Source organism: Bacteroides finegoldii DSM 17565, assembly GCF_000156195.1.
GTDB lineage: Bacteria > Bacteroidota > Bacteroidia > Bacteroidales > Bacteroidaceae > Bacteroides > Bacteroides finegoldii.
Genome location: NZ_GG688318.1, coordinates 41,621 through 63,324, shown reverse-complemented (window position 1 = coordinate 63,324; position 21,704 = coordinate 41,621). Strand labels below are relative to the sequence as shown.

At 43.6% G+C, this 21,704-nt stretch carries 17 protein-coding genes and 2 pseudogenes; 6 read left to right on the top strand and 13 right to left on the bottom strand.

The window, feature by feature from the left end; genetic code table 11:
• Nucleotides 1-27: 27 nt before the first annotated feature.
• From BACFIN_RS0219385 to BACFIN_RS16985, 5 genes are all read right to left on the bottom strand, one after another.
• Nucleotides 28-915, bottom strand: coding sequence for a toprim domain-containing protein (locus BACFIN_RS0219385; RefSeq protein WP_032839161.1), 888 nt, complete (start codon nt 913-915; stop codon nt 28-30).
• A 104-nt stretch (nt 916-1,019) separates the two neighbouring features.
• Nucleotides 1,020-2,120: an AAA family ATPase gene (locus tag BACFIN_RS0219380; protein WP_032839160.1), complete on the bottom strand. Its 1,101-nt coding sequence runs from the start codon at nt 2,118-2,120 to the stop codon at nt 1,020-1,022.
• Nucleotides 2,098-2,472: a helix-turn-helix domain-containing protein gene (locus BACFIN_RS16975; RefSeq protein WP_171028032.1), complete on the bottom strand. Its 375-nt coding sequence runs from the start codon at nt 2,470-2,472 to the stop codon at nt 2,098-2,100. The genes BACFIN_RS0219380 and BACFIN_RS16975 overlap by 23 nt, the downstream gene beginning before the upstream one ends.
• 169 nt (nt 2,473-2,641) lie before the next feature.
• Nucleotides 2,642-3,427, bottom strand: a complete 786-nt coding sequence (locus BACFIN_RS16980; protein ID WP_007748812.1) for a hypothetical protein — start codon at nt 3,425-3,427, stop codon at nt 2,642-2,644.
• Nucleotides 3,428-3,560: 133 nt separating this feature from the next.
• Nucleotides 3,561-3,953: a tyrosine-type recombinase/integrase gene (locus BACFIN_RS16985; RefSeq protein WP_007748810.1), complete on the bottom strand. Its 393-nt coding sequence runs from the start codon at nt 3,951-3,953 to the stop codon at nt 3,561-3,563.
• 64 nt (nt 3,954-4,017) lie between these two features.
• Between BACFIN_RS16985 and BACFIN_RS16990 the strand changes: the two genes are divergently transcribed.
• On the top strand, nt 4,018-5,247 hold the full coding sequence (locus tag BACFIN_RS16990; RefSeq protein WP_005681479.1) for a site-specific integrase: 1,230 nt from the start codon (nt 4,018-4,020) through the stop codon (nt 5,245-5,247).
• A 19-nt stretch (nt 5,248-5,266) separates the two neighbouring features.
• Nucleotides 5,267-6,478, top strand: a complete 1,212-nt coding sequence (locus BACFIN_RS16995) for a site-specific integrase (protein WP_005681480.1) — start codon at nt 5,267-5,269, stop codon at nt 6,476-6,478.
• A gap of 84 nt (nt 6,479-6,562) precedes the next feature.
• Here the strand turns inward: BACFIN_RS16995 and BACFIN_RS17000 are convergent, their stop codons facing one another.
• Both BACFIN_RS17000 and BACFIN_RS22500 read right to left on the bottom strand, forming a co-directional pair.
• Complete coding sequence (locus BACFIN_RS17000) at nt 6,563-6,856, bottom strand: helix-turn-helix domain-containing protein (protein WP_005681481.1); 294 nt, start codon at nt 6,854-6,856, stop codon at nt 6,563-6,565.
• An 11-nt stretch (nt 6,857-6,867) separates the two neighbouring features.
• Nucleotides 6,868-7,071: a helix-turn-helix domain-containing protein gene (locus tag BACFIN_RS22500; protein ID WP_032839158.1), complete on the bottom strand. Its 204-nt coding sequence runs from the start codon at nt 7,069-7,071 to the stop codon at nt 6,868-6,870.
• Nucleotides 7,072-7,263: 192 nt separating this feature from the next.
• On the opposite strand from BACFIN_RS22500, the gene BACFIN_RS22495 reads away from it, so the two are divergent.
• The 4 genes from BACFIN_RS22495 to BACFIN_RS17015 all read left to right on the top strand — a co-directional run bounded on the left by BACFIN_RS22495 (nt 7,264) and on the right by BACFIN_RS17015 (nt 11,099).
• A complete protein-coding gene (locus BACFIN_RS22495) occupies nt 7,264-7,431 on the top strand; it encodes a hypothetical protein (protein WP_007748797.1) in 168 nt (55 codons plus the stop codon).
• Nucleotides 7,432-8,545: 1,114 nt separating this feature from the next.
• On the top strand, nt 8,546-9,385 hold the full coding sequence (locus BACFIN_RS17005) for a hypothetical protein (protein ID WP_005681483.1): 840 nt from the start codon (nt 8,546-8,548) through the stop codon (nt 9,383-9,385).
• A 32-nt stretch (nt 9,386-9,417) separates the two neighbouring features.
• Nucleotides 9,418-10,698, top strand: a complete 1,281-nt coding sequence (locus BACFIN_RS17010) for a C10 family peptidase (RefSeq protein ID WP_005681485.1) — start codon at nt 9,418-9,420, stop codon at nt 10,696-10,698.
• Between the two features lie 5 nt (nt 10,699-10,703).
• Complete coding sequence (locus BACFIN_RS17015) at nt 10,704-11,099, top strand: hypothetical protein (RefSeq protein WP_007748783.1); 396 nt, start codon at nt 10,704-10,706, stop codon at nt 11,097-11,099.
• Between the two features lie 533 nt (nt 11,100-11,632).
• Here BACFIN_RS17015 and BACFIN_RS23820 read toward each other — a convergent pair.
• The 6 genes and pseudogenes from BACFIN_RS23820 to BACFIN_RS17055 all read right to left on the bottom strand — a co-directional run.
• Nucleotides 11,633-12,987: pseudogene (locus tag BACFIN_RS23820) on the bottom strand (reverse transcriptase domain-containing protein).
• Nucleotides 12,988-13,871: 884 nt separating this feature from the next.
• Complete coding sequence (locus BACFIN_RS17035; protein WP_005681491.1) at nt 13,872-15,041, bottom strand: metallophosphoesterase; 1,170 nt, start codon at nt 15,039-15,041, stop codon at nt 13,872-13,874.
• Between the two features lie 91 nt (nt 15,042-15,132).
• Nucleotides 15,133-17,001 carry an FAD-dependent oxidoreductase gene (locus tag BACFIN_RS17040; RefSeq protein ID WP_005681492.1) on the bottom strand — a complete coding sequence of 623 codons (1,869 nt, stop codon included), beginning with the start codon at nt 16,999-17,001 and terminating at the stop codon, nt 15,133-15,135.
• Between the two features lie 27 nt (nt 17,002-17,028).
• Entirely contained in the window at nt 17,029-18,996 is a 1,968-nt protein-coding gene (locus BACFIN_RS17045; RefSeq protein ID WP_005681493.1) for a beta-N-acetylhexosaminidase, read from the bottom strand.
• A gap of 72 nt (nt 18,997-19,068) precedes the next feature.
• The gene (locus tag BACFIN_RS17050; protein ID WP_005681494.1) at nt 19,069-20,787 is read right to left on the bottom strand and encodes a RagB/SusD family nutrient uptake outer membrane protein; all 1,719 of its coding nucleotides are present in this window, start codon (nt 20,785-20,787) and stop codon (nt 19,069-19,071) included.
• Between the two features lie 11 nt (nt 20,788-20,798).
• Nucleotides 20,799-21,704, bottom strand: a pseudogene (locus BACFIN_RS17055) (SusC/RagA family TonB-linked outer membrane protein); the annotation flags it as partial.

The window sequence follows — 21,704 nt, the reverse complement described above, 5'->3', positions numbered from 1 at the left end:
TGGGGGAGGACGGTAAACAATATGGGCTTACCGTTTCTTTCCGCGCAGGTAATCGTTCAGGTCCTTGTATTCCGTGTAGCGGTGTGCTTCATCATGTACCCGCAAGCCATACATGCCGGCAATGGTCTCGGTGGTTTTTTGCCCGGCGAGGTCATTGTCGAGATAACAATGGATAATCGGGTATGCCTGCAGGCGGACCAGCGCCTTCTTCAGGTTGTTCACGGAGTTCATTACGAGGTAGTCGCAGGGCGCATTGATGCAGACTTCCTCATTTCCCGTCTGTTTCAGTGTCAGATAAGAAAGGAAGTCCATGAAGCCCTCGAAAACGCAGATCCGGTCCTGTGTCCCATCACGCGAATGCTTTACGAGGGATATGTCCTTGCCCTGGATGCAGCCTTTATAATAAGGGTTCCGTACCTCATACCCGCCGGCCACGTTGCCGAAAGCGAGGGCGAAATAGCGCCGTTTCCGCAGTTCGTAATGTACCTCTTTGCAGAACATCCGGCCTATTTCCCCGTCGATACGGCGGGAATGGAGGTACGAAAGCAGCGCGTGGTGCCGCAACGGCACGACGGTGATGTGCTGCATTTTGGTTTCGACGGCTCGGGGAGCCACGACCGTACCCCGTATGCCCGGAATGGCCGTGGTGTTCACGTACCGTTCTATATGCGCCAGTACCTCGCTCACGTTCTCTGTCCGGTAGAGGTGTTTCCCGAGTTCCACCATGTCACCGCCCGTTGCCGCCCCGAAGTCGTACCATTCGTTGAGCCGGTCATTGACCTTGAACGACGGGGTACGCTCTTCGCGCAGGGGGGAAAGGTACCAGTACTGGTTCGATTTCACGTACTGGGGGTGGTGGCCGAGACTGGCAAGGTAATCCACGATACACAGTTGTTTTGCTTCTGCTATGGTCATGTCAATTTCTTTTCACTTGTTTTCAAAAAACGGTTTACTTTGGTTTTTCTCCTATATATACCCGGACCAAAGTAAACTAAATTGTTTTCTCTCTGTCCGCGCCTTCATTCCTCGTCAAAAAGCATGGCTTCGGTCGGGGTTACGTCATAGTAAAAGAGCTTGTCCCGCTTGATGACTAGTTTGAGGTTGTCGGTCAGGTGTTGCAGCAGCTTTATCATGACGCTGCGTCCCCGTTTGAACCCGATGGCTTCGTATGATGCCATCATGGCCTGCAGCACGTTCTCGAACCCCTTGATGGGCTTGTCCCCGAAAGCGGCGGAAAGGGCTTCCCGGTGTTGCTCGACGGTCAGGTCCATGAAACCCGTCCGGGGCTTCGACCGCACGCCGCTGTCAAACAGGTGGTTCTCCGCGATGACGGGCAGGCCGTCGTCGTTGACGGTAAAGGCGAAAGGCTGGAACTCCTTCTCGCGGATATGCAAGGCGTGGACCTCGCTGATGGCGGGGTTCTCGTTGCTTTTGCTGATGACCAGCACCGTTTCCGCCTTGTTGCTCATCTCCGTACCGATATGCCCGCGCACGTTGTTGTCGCCCTTGTTCAGGTGAAGCACGCAATGGATATGCAGGTCGAATTTCGACGACCACTCCATCATCTTGTTGATGACCTCCACCGACTCTCCCGTGCTGTTGATGTCGAACATCAGGTCACGGATGCCGTCGATGATGACCAGCCCGTACCCCTTGTTCTGGCGCAGGGCATAGTCGATCACCTCTATGCGGACGGACGGCGAGTATTCCCTGAGACAGATGAAATCGAGGTTCTCGCTGTCGGTCGTGGTAGGCAGCCCGGCAAGCCGCAGGATGCGTTCCAGCACGTTGTGGCAGTGGAAACGGCTCTGCTCCGTGTCCACGTACAGGATGCGGCGCTTGCCCTCGGGCAGGTGGGCGTGGTAATTCAGTATTTGCCGGTCGGCCAGCGACGCGGCGACGATAGCCGAGACATTGAATGTCTTTTTCGACTTCGCCTTGCCGGTCGAGGCGCTGAAATTGCCGAGCGTGGCTATGGTGGAGTTGTCTATCCAGATGATCTGGGGCGGAGTCTCGTAAGTGTCCGTGGCCCTTATCTGTGATACCGAGAGAATATCCGACAACCGGCTTTCGTCCAGTTCCGTTCCCGTGATGCGTTCAGTTCTTTTTTCGTTTTCCATAGCGCTTCTGGTTAAAGAACGGTTGAGTTGCTGACACTTCTTTCGCGATACGCATGGCTTCGTCCACGGTCGGTTCGCAGTTTTGCAGGAGCCATTCGTCCAGCTCCTCCTTGGCGAAGTAAAGCATCTTGCCGCGTGGCTTGTAATGCGGGATCTCCTTGTTCGATGTAAGTTTGTACAGCAGGCTTTCGGAAACGCCGATATACATGCACGCTTCCTGAAAGGTAAAGACTTTCTTGGTCGTGTAGATGGTGTTTTCCAGCAAAGCCACACGCTCCAAAAGATTTTCCACCGGCTCCAGTTTCTTCAGGACCGATTCTATGACGGCAAGCCGTTCGCTTAACCGCTCCATGAATGTAGTTCTATTTTGCATAAGACTGATGTTAAAATTAGACAATGGAGATGCACCTCCGTATATGTAGCGCGTTACGGAGGGCAAAATTAGATGATATGGACGGGACAGCGGAAAATCCCACAGTGATACCATGCGGGTATCACTGCAACTATCACGCTTTTACCTTTCACATACTTGGCTTTTCGGCACTTCCTGTCATTTCGGCAACGGCCTTCCTGATGCCATGGGCGACCGAGGTCATTCTGATCCTCGCGGCGGACAAGGCAGTGGACAGGTTGGATGCGGACACGTGCTTGCTGCCGTCCTTGGCCAACAAGAACCGTCCCTTGTCGAGAACGGATTGCCAGTACGGTTGGATAAGCCGGTGTTCGAGCAGGGCGTCAAACAGGATCGCGACGTGGCGGACGTTGTTTACCCGGATGCAGAAACCCTCCCGGCAGGCGAACAATGCCTCCATGTCCTCGATGCGGAGGGTAGAAACGCGAAACAGATGATAGGCGGTGGCGCAAGCCACGATGCTTTTCATCTGTTCTCCGGAAAAATTGCAGCCAAAAGAAAGAGAAGGGGTGTGCACGGAGCTTTCCGCGCCGGGACTGCCGGGCGAGAATTTGCGGAAGTCGTATTCCCGCTTCAGCCTCATGCAGTCCTCTAAAGAGAATGCGTCAGCGGTAAAGAAGCTCTTGATAAGGGCCGGGCAGTTGCGCAGCAGCCCTCTCACGATGTGGATGTTCATCTCGTGGCAATTCCTGCAAACCGCCTTGTTGCAGTCGATGTAACGATGGCTGTTTACGAAGTCAGCCACGTAGCGATCATACCGCTTGCCGTTTGTTATGACATCCCGAAGATAGAGTTCTCTCGCCTCAGAAAGCAAGGCGAACAGTTCGTCCGCCACGTCTTGTTCCGTAGCGAAGTGGTGCGTGTGCAGGTTCCCTCCAAAAAGAGAGAAGACCATTGTCAGGTCTTTTCATGTCGAATTACTTTTTTAGTTAAACTTTATAATAAGGGTTTGCGCTCCAATGTAGAACACTGGAGCGAAATATAAAATATTTACCTGTAAATTCAAATTTGACATGCGGAGTTTTATGTCAATCGAATAATCCGTTGGTCAGATTAACCGCGTCGTCTTTTTTCTTGTTGACGATTTTGGCGTACACCTGTGTCATTTTTACGGATGTATGGCCGAGCAGCTTCGATACAGTGTAGAGGTCCGCTCCAAGCGTCAGCATCATGGTAGCGAACGTGTGGCGGGCAGTGTAAGTAATATTTAGAAATGCAGTAAAAAACGGAATGGCGAGTATAAAACGTAAAACGTTTATAATTAAGCACTTTACGAGAATTGCAGAATAGGCTGGCCTGCAAAAGAAAACAAAATATTGCAGCGTTTCAGTTACCAGGCTGTTAGCCGCCTGTTTCTGAAACGACGACAGGTAACCGATTTTTATCGATAAGAACAAAGCGGATTTGTATTCACTGTTCATCAATATTTTGCATGCCAAAGGGCGCTTTTCAAAGGAGTATTTTTACAACCTAAAAAAGAGCGTTATGAAAGTGGAAAAATTTAAGGTACTGCTCTACCTGAAAAAGAGCGAGCCGGACAAGAACGGCAAAGCCCCGATCATGGGACGGATCACCCTCAACCGCACGATGGCGCAGTTCAGCTGCAAGCTATCCTGTACCCCTGAGCTATGGAACGCACGTGAGAGTCGGCTGAACGGCAAAAGCCGGAAAGCGGTGGAAACCAATGAAAAAATAGAGAGGCTACTGCTTGCCGTACACTCGGCCTTCAATTCCCTCATGGAAAGGAAAAAGGACTTCGATGCCGCCGCGGTCAGGGACATGTTTCAGGGTAATGCGGGCATACAGATGACCCTGCTCAAGCTTCTCGACCGACACAATGGGGAAATGAAGGCCCGTGTTGGCGTAGACCGTGCGCCCACCACACTCTCGACCTACCTCTTCACCTACCGCACGCTTTCCGAATTCATCAAGGCGAAGTTCAAGGTCTCGGACCTGGCATTCGGGCAACTCAACGAGCAGTTCATCCGCGACTATCAGGATTTCATCCTCATGGAAAAAGGACATGCCGTGGACACGCTTCGCGGCTACCTGGCCATCCTGAAAAAGATCTGCCGTATCGCCTACAAGGAGGGACATTCGGAGAAATACCATTTCTGCCACTTCAAACTACCCAAACAGAAGGAAAGTACACCGAAAGCACTCAGCCGGGAGAATTTCGAGAAACTGCGTGATCTGGAGATTCCGGAGAAACGCAGGTCGCATGTCATCACCCGGGACCTCTTCCTCTTCGCCTGCTACACCGGCACAGCCTATGCTGATGTGGTAAGTATCACTCGGGAGAACCTCTTCACGGATGAAGAAAACAATCTCTGGCTGAAGTACCGGAGGAAGAAGACCAACTACCTCGGGCGCGTCAAGCTGCTGCCGGAAGCCCTCGTGCTGATCGAAAAGTACCGTGATGATGCCCGCATGACCCTCTTTCCACCGCAGGACTACCATACGCTCAGGGCCAATATGAAATCCCTGCGCCTGATGGCAGGACTCAGCCAGGACCTTGTCTACCATACAGCAAGGCATTCCTTCGCTTCTCTGATCACACTCGAGGAGGGAGTGCCGATCGAGACCATCAGCAAGATGCTGGGACACTCCAACATAAAGACCACCCAAATCTACGCCCGTGTAACCCCGAAGAGACTGTTCGAAGACATGGACAGGTTCATTGAGGCGACACGTGATCTCAAACTAATTCTTTAATCCTAAAAACGTCATTACCATGCGCAGTACATTCAGACTCATGTTCTACATCAACCGTAACAAGGTGAAATCGGACGGAACGACAGCCATCCTCTGCCGGATCAGCATCGACGGCAGGAAGTCAGCTGTCACGACAGGCATCTATTGCAAGCCCAGTGACTGGGACAGTAACAAAGGAGAAATCAGGATGAACAAAGAAAACAACCGCCTTACCGCTTTCCGCAGCCGACTGGAAGAGGCATACGGGAACCTGCTGAAGAACCAGGGAGTGGTCACGGCGGAATTACTCAAAGCTACCGTATCAAATACCGTTTCCATTCCGGAATTCCTGCTGCAGACCGGAGAGGCAGAACGGGAACGGCTTAGAATCCGTTCAGTCGAGATTAACTCCACCTCAACTTATCGCCAGTCAAAGACAACCCAGCTCAATCTGAGGCAGTTCATCGAATCCAGGGGGATGAGGGACATCGCCTTTTCAGACATCACCGAGGAGTTCGCCGAATCCTTCAAAATCTTTCTCAAGAAAGAGCTGGGACATGGGAACGGACATGTGAACCACTGCCTGTGCTGGCTTAACAGGCTCATCTATATCGCTGTGGACCGGGAAGTATTGAGAGCCAATCCGATAGAGGACGTGGCATACGAGAAGAAGGACAGTCCGAAATTGAAGCACATCGGGCGCAATGAGTTGAAACTGATAATGGAGACCCCGATGCCCGACCCGATGATGGAGCTGGCACGCAGGACATTCATATTCTCCTCTTTCACAGGGCTTGCCTATGTGGATACGCGCAGACTCCATCCACGCCACATTGAAAAGAGTTCCCTAGGAAGAAGATACATCCGCATCCGCCGGGCTAAGACGGGCGCAGAAGCATTTATCCCGTTACACCCGGTAGCCGAACAAATACTAGAACTTTACAACACCACGGATAACGAGAAGCCGGTCTTTCCGTTACCGGTCCGGGATATCCTCTGGTACGAGGTCCACGGGCTGGGTGTAGCACTGGGGATGAAGGAAAATTTATCCTATCATATGGCTAGGCATTCGTTCGGAACTCTAATGATGACCTCCGGTATTCCGATAGAAAGCATCGCCAAGATGATGGGACACACAAACATCAATAGCACGCAGGTATATGCGCAAGTCACTGACCAGAAAATATCCTCGGACATGGATTGGCTCATGAAAAGAAGAAAGCGGAAGGATACGGACTGGGTTAAGAGCTAAAAATGTCCAGATAAAAAATGGGATGAGTGTCGGAATCCTTGACAGTCCCAACACTCATCCCATTAAAGCCTAAAAAGGGCAATATTATATCAGCGCCCTGTGATAGTTACCTTCCAATAATTTTTCAATGTCCGACGTTTTATACAGCACCTTTCCACCCAGTTGGACATAGGGGAGCCGACCCTGGTCACGATAATCCTGCAGACATCTGCGACTGATTTTCAACAGCCCGGACAACTCCCTGTCAGTCAGGAACCGTTCACCGTTAAAAGGCGGGCGGTTACCCTCCATTAGCTGATCCATTTTTACCTGAATATTCTCCAGCAGAATAAAGAAACGCAGGATACTCTCACTCTCCTTACCGATAATTCCTTCCATTTCTTGCTTTTTTAAAAGTTATTGCTTTTTCTTCTGTCTCTCACCGCCTTCTCCTTGCGCCTCATACCGACATAAGTCATCAGCCTCTCCACATCTTCCGGTTTGTAATAAAATTTACGCTGAACCTGGGTGAACGCCAACCGTCCGGTATCACGAAGGGTCTGCAGGGTACGGGAAGAAATGTCAAGGCGCAGGCAGACATCCTGACCGTCCAGTCACTCACCAACCCCTTTATTCGCATTTTTCTCATACAGCCTGTCCACGCGTGTCGATAGACTTTCGACACATCCCAGCATCCTGTCAAAGATACCGGCTTCAATGTAATATATTTCCATATGATCGATTTTAAATATTCGTTGATGCGAATGTAAGAGAAAAAACGATACCTGCCAAACTGGACCGGACTGATGGCAGGAATAGTCATGGATAGTCAGCAATTGTCAGGAGATGAAAAGATATTTATAAAGGGGTATCTGAATCCGCTATACCCATCCGAAGAATGTGTCACTCATGAGCCCGTTGTGTTCTATATAAGGGAAAAAAATCCTGCCAAACGGGCATTTCCCAACCCATAGGCGGACTACCTGAGTACGTAAAGGATATGAGCAATACCTAGAGCATTCGGTTCTCCCGTTTTTATTTGGCGATGAATGAGGGAGAATCACGTTTCTTCGGCAATCAGGGATATTTTCCATTGTACTATCGGATGCTTCACAACTCGTGAGAGAATAGAAGTCTCAATTCATAGATTTTCTTTGCGAAACTTGTTTTCTGTTAAAAGCAAAATATATTCCAGAATATACAACTTTCATTCAGGAATATATTTTGAGGTATATTTATCCATAAGATAATGTACGCCTTTACCCATTTTTCCTCGTATATCAAAGAAGCCTTCACCCAGTAGGCCTATCCACTTCTTAAAAAATGGCAGTACAAAATCTATACCTTTTGATACATGCCTGACTTACTATATAATGGCAGGTGATGCAGAAGTATACTTTCATTCGTTTAGTCCATCAGTTCAAAATAATTAAGTAGTTCCTTCATATTGCCGACAAAATACAGCCAGTCGATACAATAAACTTTATTGCACTCAAAAACGATCGGATATTCGTATTTGCCGACAACTGTACTACCCCTTCTTGGTACTGAGACATATATGTATTTAACGGAAGCAAAATTCAATCGTTTGAGATAGTATACCTGTATATTACTATTTATTTTAGAAACTAATATTGGATATTTAAGTCGACATCAAAACGTCTTAAAATATAAATGTTAGTCTTACGTTAGATAATATTAAGCATCTCAATAATAAATATCTGATTATAAGATGTGTATAAATGTTTTTGTTAGATTTTATATTTTCTTCCATAACTATAAAACATCGATTTAGTCTTATCTTTGTAGTATGATATTATTAATTTTATCATGAAAAAGTTTTTGCATTATAAAGAAATTCAACGTCTTTTCCCAGAATTATACTGTATGTTTTATAACCATGCCAATAAGACAGAAAAGATAACGGTCAAAATAAGCCCTCAAAACAAAAAGTTTGTTGTTTAATTGTCTTATAATGCTGGAAATAAGTTTGTAAACTCTACAAAAGACCTTGAAGATTGTATCAGATGTTGAGGTTTCAACAATATTAAATATTACTTTTATTTATAGTAACTAATTTGCATTAATATGAGAAAGGTATTTATTCTTTTGTTTATTTCTTTAGCATTGTTATCCTGTCAAAAAGAGGAAAACAATAGAAAAACAGAGTATCAAGTATTAACAAGTAAGGACGCATCCAAACCGTTTAGCTGTCTTGGAGAGAAACGTATTATTACGATTACGATTATAAAAAAAACATTAATAGATGATGTTTTAAGTTCAGAGGTTCCGATTATTCCCAGGGATGTTTCGGTAGAATTTGATAAAACTCTTTTTTCTGATATAGAAATAAAAGTGGAGGGCGATCAGGTAGTATTAAATATAACCTCAAATATTAATAAAGAAGATAAAATTTTGAATGCTGATTTACAGATTTCTTACTCTACTATTAATGGCATAAAAGTAGAAAAAATTCCACTAATTATAGATAAAGGAAAGTTGACATTTGTGTATAAAATCCATTCGGAACAGAATCCTTTTATTCTACCAGCTGAAGGTGGTAGATTTGAGTTACCTTTTACTTGTAAAAAACAGACATATTTGAATGGCCAGTTTATAGAGGAAACTTATTCATCATTAAACGGATTGAGATTTAAAACGATAAGTAGTGGTAATGTCTGGTTCCTTACAGTCAGAAAAGACGGAGAAAAAATTGGTTTTTACAAATTTTCTTTTGTGGGAGAAGGACCATATAACCAAAAAACAGATCCAGAGTGCTATTTTAACATATATACCCATGATGCAGATTTAATTACAGATAATCCTACAGAAATATTCAGACAAGATTTTATACAACCCCAGACCCCGGGTGAGGATTATTATAAACCTTCCCGGTCCTCTTATAAACATGGCACTTTTGACTTTTAACGTATTCAGTATTAACCTTAATTATATAAATTATGAAACAACATGCACATTTATTGATTTTGACAATTATGTTTTTAACTTCATGTTCCGATGACACAGAAGTGATGAAACAAGAATCTTCGCCACCATCTTTAACAGAAAAAGCCCCGACTTATCGTACTAAAGAGAATGCTATTATTGAAGTGGAACTTTTTATTAAAAATAATAGAAACAATACACGAAATAGCTCTTTTCTTAATTATTCAATAAACAATGAAATCTATTTCTATAGAGATACAATTACTAATCAGACATATCCCTCATTTTATATAGCCAATGCAGAGGGTGGCAATGGCTATGCAATAGTATCGGCCAACCTATATACAACTCCTATTATTGCTTATTCAGAGTCTGGCAATCTTTCTTTAAGTGACACGCTTCAATATCAGGAATTATCTTTCTTTTTTGATTTAGTTCAAAATTACATTTCTAATAATAAAAAGTATGAGATAGAGTTCAAAGAAGAAAATGATGACGATAACTCTTTAGACACATCTCAAACAAGGGGTAGAAGACGTCCTATTTATATAAAGAAACCTGGAGAATGGGAAGAAACGGAAAGAGTACAACCTTTGATTTCTGTTAAATGGGGACAAAGGAGTCCATATAACAATGCGGCACCTCTTATAGAAGGACAAAGAGCCCTCACAGGCTGTGTAGCTACTGCAATAGCTCAAGTAATGGCATATCATGAAAAACCTTCAGGGTATAATGGGGTGTCATATAATTGGTCTGAAATGAAACAATTCCCCACCACTCCAGCAGTTGCCCATTTATTCCGCTCTATAGGTGATTTGGTTAAAATGGATTGGGGAACAGATACAAGCGGAGCTAAAAGAAAAAATATACCACAATGCTTCGAGAAAATGGGATATAGGAAACCCAATAATCCTCAAATTTATAGTCAATGGGATGTTATAACATCTATTAAAGCTAAATGTCCGGTTATAATATGTGGCAATTCGGTAAGAAAGAAAATACTGGGTATTAAATATTACCAAAATGGTCATGCTTGGGTTTCTGATGGCTATTTTCATAGAGAGAGAAATGTTGATGTCTATAGAAAAGGAAGCGATAAAGTTCATCATTCGTATACGGAGAAAGAAGATTACCTGCATCTAAACTGGGGCTGGAATGGTAATAGTAATGGTTATTATTTGGCGGGTATTTTTAATGGAGGTGAAGGACCTACTTTTCCTTCTACTAGAGCAGCCGGCAAGGGTAATTATCCATATAATGTAGAAATAATTCCATATATTAACATAATAAAATAAGAAATATGAGACAAACTTATTATTTTCTGTCTTTCGTGTTACTTTTATTTGTATTCATTTCATGTAGCGATGACGTCGTTGGCAAGGGAACAGATACGATAGGACTAGAGACTAAAGAGGTATTTTTTAAATCCAGTAAAGATTCTATAGAGTTACGAACCAGGAAAGGTGACGACTGGTGGCTGACTGAAATCTCTACTAAAGACACGATATATAGAACACACTCCCTTAATGTTCAAGTAATAGAAGGTGGTGGACTTTATGTGGAGAAAACAGGTCGCAAATCAATCTTTATCAGGATTGATTCAAATTTAACAGGCTTGGAAAGGAGATTTACAACAGTTATACAAGCAGGGAATTACTATAATACAATTACTATAATACAAAAGGCCAAAGAATAAATAAAAAGGTGGAGACTGCTATTCTCCGCCTTTTTGTTTACTTACTTTTTAGTTCTAGAACTAAGTTTTATATTTCAAGTGATACTATAAAGAATCAACCTCCATTAAAATCAGCTATTGATTTTATAAATGGATTACGGGATCTTCCAATGAAACGTATAGTGGCTGACGAAGGTATCCTTGCTGGAAAATTAATAATAAATTGGACGGTATGATTATAAAAAAATAAGTTTCTATGTTTAAAATCTGAAGTGACGGATAACAGTAGATAGCACTAAAAAAGCTATACCATTTTAGTAAACTTCATATTATATTGAAGTCATAACTCATTAACTAAAACGATATAGCTTATGAGACGTGTACAAAGTAACACATTAGATGTAGGAATTGATGTCCACTTAAAGAATTGGTCGACAGCAATCTTATCAAAGCATTCAGTACTGAGGAGATTCCTGCAAGTTGATTGCGAGGGACCTACCCTCATCTCCTACATAGTTGCGAAGCATTTAGCACATGCTTCTCGTGGCACAATCTCACCCTACCGTACAAGCGGTTCCGCATACGGCGGTTTCGCAATCTATATGTATTTGCTTATAAAGATGAGATAACATTGGATACCCCGCTTTCCGAAGAGCCTCGTCCTCAATAGCATTCTGAAGAAAGGCACGCGTACAACGCCAATACCCTTTCCGAGTATTTGCCCACTCCCAAGCCTTACCTTTCGGTATTCCACATTTCTGCAAATTTGAAAAGCGAGTCTTCACTCTCTTCCAACATTTCCATATACACATACGCAAGTGTCTGCGATACCATTGGTCTAATGGAATCAGCAGACTCCTCATGTCTGCATATTTGAAATACCCTATCCAACCTCTAAAGGTTTGCCAGAGTATCTCTTTACGTTGGGCATAACCCATGCTGTTACTACGTCTGGTAAGAGATTTAACCTTACGTTTGAATTTCTCTTTTGTTGTCTTGTGAACATACAGCCTGCATTTGCCTTTCGTGAAATAGAAGGAAAAGTCCGTTATGCTTGAGCATACGCGTTCGGCGGACCTCTTACTTTTGCACAGTATCATGCTATCATCTGCATAGCGTACAAAGCAGTGTCCACGTCTCTCCAATTCCTTGTCTAGTTCGTTCAGCAGGATATTGCTGAGCAAGGGGCTCAAAGGGGCGCCTTGTGGTGTACCCTCTATACTTGGTTCATAATGCTTACCTATCATTACTCCGCTTGTAAGATACTTGTGTATAAGAGAAATGACACGCCCGTCATTTATTGTCCTTGACAGTATTCTCAGTAAGAAACTATGGTTTACCGTATCAAAGAATCTAACAAGGTCTATGCCTACAGCATATTTGTAGCCTTCGCTTGTATAACAGCACACTTGGAGCAATGCTACATGCGCACTACGTCGGGGCGAAACCCAAAACTGCTTGGGCTGAACTGGCGTTCGTAGATAGGCGATAGCACTTGGACGATGGCTTGTTGTATCAAGCGGTCAACAACGGTTGGGATGCCTATAAGCCGTTTCTTCCCGTTATCCTTGGCTATATCTACCCTACGCACTGAATTCGGTTTGTACCTTCCAATGCGTATCGACTCGATAAGTTCTGATTTGTGTTCATGAAGATAGGGAAGCAGTTGCTTAAAATCCATTCTATCAACACCTCCAACCCCTTTGTTTCGTACCACTTGTAGATAGGCACGATTGAGATTGTCGGGAGAAAGAATTTGACTCATTAAGTCATCTTTATTTGGTTGCACTGCTATCAAACTGCCGTCTTTCATGTCCATATAGGTCTGCACTCCCTCATAGCTTTCGGATTCCATCCTATTCTTTTGAGGGTAGCCAAGTGTACTTTCTATGACTCTTATTTTATGCATTCTTTCCTATTTAGAGTTAGTTACGTGTTTATAGCTATTGCGATTCAGCCCTTCCTTAAAAAGAACTTAAGTACTATGGCTTCTGCTGACTTCTCACAATAAGCTTTACTCCGTGTTTGGCAATCTAAACACATGCTCCACACGTCCGTGAGACCTCCCCGATTAAGAATATAATCTTTCACACTTATACCTGCTTGATTTACACCGAGTGTTCCATATAGCTATAGGGCTTTATCTTGTTTGGCAGACTTACCCACACTCATATGCCTTAGTATCAAGTTTCTGTACGTCAGGTCAGTGCTTTGCCTAAGACTTCCTTTAGATGCCGAATCACTACGGACACCATTGCCGTCGGCTGTACGCTTGCCGATATAAGGCTGCGATGGGGACTTACACCCATTAGATTATGCCCATGTCGGGCAAACTCCAAAAGGCAACTAACTCGCAATGAATTAGTTGCCTTAAATTTTCCTATTTTAGGAATATCCCTAGCTAATGGTACATCGGGCAAACATTCTCGATATTTCCACACCATAAAAACGAGCAAAGACTTGATACGGTTCTTGGTATGTATGCTGTCTTTTGCAATCAGGTTTCTTAGTCTTATAAAGAGCGTATTTTTGTGGTTTCCTCCCCAGAATATAATTCCTTTTCAAATGAACCGAAAGGTAACTCGTGGGCCAATTTGCTACAATTCACAGCATTGGTCTTGCGTAACTTCTCCTTGCTCATGGTAGGCACATCGACTGGATTACCCCGTAAATGTTGGTTATTCCTAAATTCATCAGCCTCTCATACATGCAGAATCTGCAGAAACCAGCTTCATTGATTAAGAAGTAATTGTCACCCGAATAATTACTTGCCAAGTACTAATGCAAAGCTTTTTATTTTTTTATGATAAATTCATCCAGCATTTTTCCGTCTCGATCCATTACCTCTATCTTCATCTGTGTGGTCGTGGCATAAATACGTAGCAAAGATGTATTGGAATTAACTACTACGGGGAAAGACGTTTTGTCAGTGGCATCATGACGCACAAAACGATGTAAGTGTCCACAAAGCATTAAATCCGGATAAGCCTGGCGTAATAAAGGCATAAACTTCTGCTCTACTTCTACATTTCCATGCCAATCCTCATCGGGACCAGCTTCAGTAACTGCGGGAGGAATGTGAGCTACAATTATTTTAAAAGGCGCTTCTTTATATTCGGTACTTTCCAAAATACTGGCCAACCATTCGGACTGTTCGGTACGGTAGAGGTCATATTGGGTAATACCGGCATATTCAATATCAGAATCAGGCTTATCTTCTCCCGTATCCAGAACAATACAATAGACAGGACCTTGTCGAAAGGCATAATAAAGATGTTCCTGACAGGGAGAAAAATAACGTTGGATTTCGGTTGCAAATACTCCCCGTGTTTCGTGGTTGCCACGGGCGTAGTACATCGGGATCTCAGAAGCGAAAAGTCGTACAGCCGTATCCATAAACCCCTTGAAAAGCTGATCTTCACTATTTATGAAAGAGAGCATATCACCATTAAAAAGAACAAAGTCGGTTTGCGTAAGGTTACAACGGGACATTAAGTCCTCCAGCAGTTTGTTGTCCCCATGTATATCGTTGACCATTACAAAAGAGGTGGCAGGCGCTTGCGGATTGCAGGTATGAAAAGTAAGCGGTTTACGATAATAGACATCAGTGGAAGCATAACTTCCATAAATGATTTTATACCCAGTATGTTTCAACACTTCCTGAGCAAAAACACGGTAACGATATTGTTTTCCCGGTGTCAGTCCCTTGACTTTAACGGCATGGATGGTTGATGTATTCTTGATGCCATTAGACGTGTCAAAATAACGCGGATGCTCTTTGGCGTAAAAACTGCCGTTGCCATCTGAGGCCAGTTCCACCCATCCTATAGAGGGCTTATCCGTTATCCATACAATGGTAGCTTCGTTAGATCCCACGTTTTGCAAGTAAGGTCCATGAGTTATTGTTATTTTGGAAATTTCATCTTGCGAATACAGGAATGTAGCTATTCCCAATAATAACATTTCTAAGAATATGATTTTTCTTATCATAATGCCTAATCTAATAAATTGTTAAACTTTCGTATGTGGAAATCTGGCAGACAGAGATGTATCCTTACTTTACCTTCGGTATCTGGTTTAGCCTGCCTCCTTCATTATATCGTTGATTATTCGGTAATCCCTTTTTATTCACTCCCTTTTGCATGAGTGATTTTAATTCCTCCAAATAATAATGGTATATGTCACGGGGAGTGGCTTGATATTTTTTGCATAGTGAGGCTGCCATGCCTACAACTTCCCCCATCATACCTGTAGTGCGCATAACTCGTACGGTTCCCAAGGCAACATGTGTGACACTGATATTGCGTCCTGCCATGAACAGATTGTCTATATTACGGGAATAAAGACATCGGTAGGGAACAGGATAGGGATAAATTACTACATGGTCTGTCGTCGCTTTGAATTCCCGTCCCGGGAAATACCGGGTATTCTCGGGGTCGGGCCGGTGCAGATCAATACTCCAGGTAGTAGTGAAAGATGCGTCCTCATGGGCTACGTGCTTTGTTAAATCATCCTCTTTCAGTACATAGTCGCCCAATAGCCTCCGGGATTCCCGCTTTCCGGCAATGTAGGCTACCCATTCCAATGAACGTTTTTTATAATATTTTCTTCGTTCCGATTGATTTTTCAAGTAGCTCCAATTAGAATATATAACTAACATTCCATAGTCACGTATTTGTTCAGAATCATTAATCTGATTTTTATTCATTCCGGTTTCCCAAGTCCATTCACCATAAGTGACAGGTTCACAGGTCTCCTCATTGAATTCGATGCCGTACCGGAATTCCGGAAAATAGGATGTTTTTGTGTCTTCCACAGAATACCATTGAACAGAAGTGCCCATTACTAAGCTATCAGCTATTTCGGGAGCTATAGTCTCACCGTATTCAGAACGGCTTTCACGGCCCATACGATAGTCTGCCCCGGCCAGATAACCGATAGTGCCATCACCAGTACAGTCAGCAAATAAACGACCATAAAATTCGATTTCTTCACCGGATTCAATATGACAAGCGGTTATCGAGATGATCCGGTCCTCTTCCTTCTTCACCGAAAATGCCCGATAATTAAGAAACAGGGAAACATTAGTTTCAGCTTGCAGCCATTCCATTTTTTTATGATCTTCATAATTGCCTGCCGGTTGTGCATTACCCTCCTTGACGGGACCGAACTCTTTTTGCAGCCCCCCCAGTTCAGGATATTTTCCGATCTCGATAGCTCCTCCCAAATGAACACGAATCTCGGAACTATTGTTTCCACCGACTACAGGGCGATCATTGATAAGTGCGACTTTACAGCCCAGGCGGGCGGCAGATACTGCTGTACTCATACCTGCAATACCTGCACCTATAACTACTAAATCATATGATTCTGTTTTTGGGGGGGCTAATAATCCAAGTTTAGCACGACGAAAGTTATTTAAAGCCGCCATATCCGATGGCGGAATATCATCTTTCCGTGTCGTAAAATAAATAGCATCACACCGCCCGTCAAAACCTTTCAAGTCATGCAAAACAATGTGAATATTCTTTTCTGTTGCCTGATATTGCCCGGCATACTGCCATATCCACTGATTGCCTATAATACCCAACCGGTAAGAGATTTTCTTTCCGTTTACTGACAAACCGAACAATCCGGGCCCTTCACCCTCCTGCCATGGAGACGTCCAGTTGTAGGTGCGTACAAAAATATAATATGTGCCATTTTCTGGAAGTTGTACATTGGTACTCGCATTTTCAACAGGACTACCTAGACCGTGTGCCAGTAAATAAGGTGATCCCATCAAGTCCATAAATTGTTGGTCCACTACCCAGCCTCCTTTTTCCGTGAAACTTTCTGCTTCTACCAATAAACTGGCAGCATGAAGACTCGCTCCGTGAAATACCATCCAGATGAGAGAAATATATATAATTTTTTTTATCATAACAATTTTCATTATTCTTATACTTGTTTATTCATAGTAGCGAAGGATAATCTCCTTGATAGTCAGCCGGGCCATCAGTGGAGTTGTCAATTCCATTTTGAGGGCTTTAATCATGGCTAGTGTACTGAAAGATGCTGACAATTCTCCATTTTTGTTATCTGCAGCTACTTTCTTAAATATTGTACCGTCCTCGCTGACAGATAATTGTACATGTTCCGGATGTTCCTTTGAAACATCAAACACAATTCTGATTTCCTGTACTGCTTGTCTTTTTTCCAAAGTAAGAGTAAAATAATCTCCTTTTTTTAAGGAATAGGGGGTTGCAAAGAAAGTCTGTATATCACCGTCAAACGCATATTCAGGCATATAATACTTGATTCCCTTCATATTGGTATCGATACGGGCAGGACATACAAGACGGGGCCTTTGTTCGCTTTGCGGAACAAAACCTGTGTTATCCCAATCCTCGTCTTTGAAGTAACAGATATTCAGTTTTTCCATAATAGCACCGAACTTGCTGATACGTTGTCGGAACCCTTCCCATTCTTTCTTTTCTTTCGTGTTCCAGAGGGTTTCGGCCAAGGCACAAGTTCTGGGATATAACATCCTTTCCACCTCATCCGAGGTTGTAATGAATTCAGTCCACAAATTAGCCTGTCCTCCCTTGACGAGATGTGCTTGAGTATTCGTACATTCTTTGCCAACTGGTTCCCATTCATACAATCTGCGTGTGGAATTCCGTGAATACCCGAAATCAAAGTAACAGGGATCCTTAGGAGACATAATGACTGACAACCCTCTTTTCAAAGCTTTCTGTTGCTGTTCTCTTCCATCACGTTGCCAGATCATGATCACGTCACTGATGTCAGCGGCATTACGGTCATTTATTTCATCCCAACCTATCATCCTTTTTCCCTTGGAACGTACAATTTCACTAACTCGTTTCGTAAAATAGTCCTGTAACTCGTGCCATGAAGTCATATTCTCTTGTTTGTAAATCTTTTGGCATTTCGGACATTGTTCCCATAGATGTGTCGACACTTCATCTCCTCCCAGATGTATGAATGATGAAGGGAAGAGATCAGTGAGTTCTGCTACCAGTTTTTCCACAAACCTATAGGTTTCAGGATTTCCTATACACAGCATATTCTCATCTGCTCTCTTCCGTTTTTGTCCGTCCAGTTCCTCTGGATAGGCTTCAAATTTTCCGCCTTTACATGACAGTTGGGGAAGGGCTGCAAGCAAGGCCAGACAGTGTCCCGGAAGGTCAATCTCCGGAATGATCTCTATGCCGTACATGGCGGCATAGTTGATCAATTCCTGCAACTCGCTTTTACGATAATAATGTCCCGATAGATCCTCGAATGTCCGGTAGTACGTACCTTTGAACGCTAAATCCGGATATTGGTCCAGATACAGACGCCAGCCTTGATTGTCTGTCAAGTGCAGATGTAAAGTGTTAAGTTTAAAAAAGGCCAATTGTTTGGTATACTTTTTAAGTTGTTCGATAGTCCAGAAATGGCGGCTACAATCTATCATGACTCCCCTGTAACTAAAACGGGGTTTGTCGTGGATTATGAGCCGGGGTAACTCTTTTCCCTCACTTCCCAGAATCAATTGTAAAAGAGTGGAAAAAGCATGAATCATACCTGTCTGGTCACCTGCTTCTATGATGATCCCCTGCTTTGTAATTTCCAGCATGTACATTTCCGGCTCCTGCATTTTCACCTTTTTTACATGAATGGAAGGATTTGAGGCATTCACCATGACAGACAAATTTGCCAGTTCTTTCAGATCGCTGACAAGGAGGTTTCCTGTATTTTTCCATTCGTCCGGGAAATGGATGCTTTCCAGACGTTCGATGGATAGCGTACCTTTTTTCCGGACCATGCTTTCAACTTGCGGGATCAGACAAATATTATCTTGAGAATAAATACTGTCTGGTAATATGAGAAGAAATAGAAAAAGGTGAAAAATATAGCTCTTTCCAATCATAAAGTTAGAAAAATAAAAGGGTGAATAATTAAGGAGTTACCTTTTCCCGGACTATCAACAACTTTCCTGCATTTAATAGCCGGGATTTTGTTTTAAGTTCTCGTTGATCTGAAGTTCCGTAGTAGGGATAGGCCACAAATATTGGCGATCGTTCCAACTACGTACAGCAAGTGCCTGACATTTACCCGCTTCTTCCAATTTGGAGAAATCTGCACAACCATCCTCGTCCATTTCCGGTGTGAAAGCCCAAAACCAATCTCCCTGACTGGTTACCCGTTCGATACATAGTGAGGCCGGATAAAGGATACCATATGTCTTGCGATTCATAACCTTTTCGGCCAGTTTCCAACGGATGATATCCGTATATCGCATGTGTTCCTTTGCCATTTCCATACGACGTTCTACACGTAGCTGGTGGCGAAGTGTGGACTGGTCGTTAGAAGTGAAAGCCGGATAACTTGCCTTATCGGACTTGTCCACACCATAAGCACGCGCCCGAACCTCATTCAGTGCATCCAATACGGAGTTATCTATCTCATTTAATTCGATTTTCGCCTCGGCATATGTCAACAATATTTCGGCATAACGACAATAGATAATATCCTGGTCTACCTTGAAACCATTCTGAAGCCATGTTTCGTCTATCCCTTTTTTCCACACCAGACCATCGAAAGAAGCATATTGGGCATTGGCACGTGTATCATAATTTGTCACGATTTCACCCGTATTATAGTTCATACACGTCAGTGCCTCCGGGTGTGGGTTGTATTCATAACCGAGGTGGTTGGAACCAAATGGTACAATGGTTTCTGCTAAACGTGGGTCACGATTTGCAAATGGTTCATGCGGATCGAAGAGTGGTGATTCGTTAATAAGCAGACCGTCGGTACAGGTGAATGCAGCTAGTAACTCCCATGACGGACAGGTCTGCGTCCATCCTCCTACGTTACGGGGTAGATCATTGTATACCTGGTTAACTCCTCCGTTTCCTGTTCCCAGATAAATGTCATATGTAGCATCACGTGGAATTTTGAAAATAAATTCATTCGAGTTTTTTGTAGTAGACAAAAAAAGATTGCCAAAATCGGGATGCAATTCATAAATATTCAAGTCCATAACCGCCTTGGCTGCATCGGCCGCTGTTTCCCAATCTTCCATAATCAAGGCAACCCGGGCTTTTAGTGCCAGTGCAGCACCTTGGGTGGCTCGCTGTTGGTCAGTATAGGAAGTTGGAAGCACACTAATTGCATCATCAAAATCTTTATAGATTTGTGCCAATACGATGGATTTATCCGTACGTCCCATTGTCAACCCTTCTTCTGTACTTACATCGGTTAATACCAATGGTAAGTCACCGAACTTTACAATCAGTTTGGCATAAGCGGCAGCTCTATGGAATTTGGCTTCGGCAATCAGGCGGTTAATAGTAGTGGCAGATGCGCCATTTTCGATAGCACGATGCGATTTCTCAATAACTGCATTGGCACGTGAAATAGCTTTGTACTGATTGCCCCATAAACTGGTAACCCAAGCATTTTGTCCATTTAGAGTTCCGTCATCAAAAGAGGTCAGGAGATCGCGTGAAGTATAGTCGTCCGACCAGTCGGTCTGTTGTTGTCCGTCTTCCGGCCAGAAGTCATATCGATATAACTCATCAACGGCCATCTGCACTTCAGTTTCCGTGGAATACCAGTTTTCAGTAGAACCGCTTGACAATGGATTTAAATTGAGATCATGGCAGGCAGAGAGTAAGAGTATTCCTGCCCCGATATATAAGAGTAACTTTTTCATGTTTTTTATGGCTAGAAATTAATAGAAACACCAAATATTAGAGAGGTGGTAATAGGATACCCTTCTGTACTTACTTCCGGATCCCATCCTTTGGGGGCATTACTGATGGTAAACAGGTCACTTCCGCTTACATAAAGACGGACTGTATTCATACACGCCTTCGTAGTCCATGCTTTGGGGAGCGTATAACCGACAGAGAGATTTTTTAAACGAATGTACCGACCGTTGTAAAGCCAATAATCAGACATACAGAAATTAGCATCCCGATTGGTGCGAGTCAGGCGCGGATATTTGGCTGTCGCATTCTGCTCATCCGTATTTTTCGGACTCCAATAATTGCCGTCAAGAATAGTAGGGAAATTGAGCCAGTTGTCTCGAAGCCCTTCAATCATTGCAGCACTGATTTGAGATTTCTGACTTCCAACACCTTGTAGTGTCAATCCAAAGTCCCAGCCTTTATAGGCAGCATTGAAAGTGAGTCCAAACATATAGTGAGGCAGGGAACCGCCCAAAAGTACACGGTCATACTCAGGTGAGATAACTCCGTCGGGGACACCGTCCGGTCCGGAAATATCCTTGTACTTAATATCACCCACTTTGACGCTGTTGTTCAGTTTGGGCGACTTGTCCACGTCTTCCTGAGTCAGGAACAAGCCATCGCTTACGTAACCATACCATTCGTTATATTCACTTCCTTCCATTTTTACCTGATTGCCTAGGAACTGTGTACCATTCAGGTTTCCCATTTTGGAGGTAAAATCTGACAGATTAGCGGAAATGGAGTAAGTGAAATCACCGACTTTGTCCCTCCAGCCAACTTCAATATCATAGCCGGTAGTGTGCATGTTTCCGGCATTGACTTCCGGGTTGTCGTAGCCGATGAAGTGTGGAATTTCCAGTGCTAGCAACATGTCCTT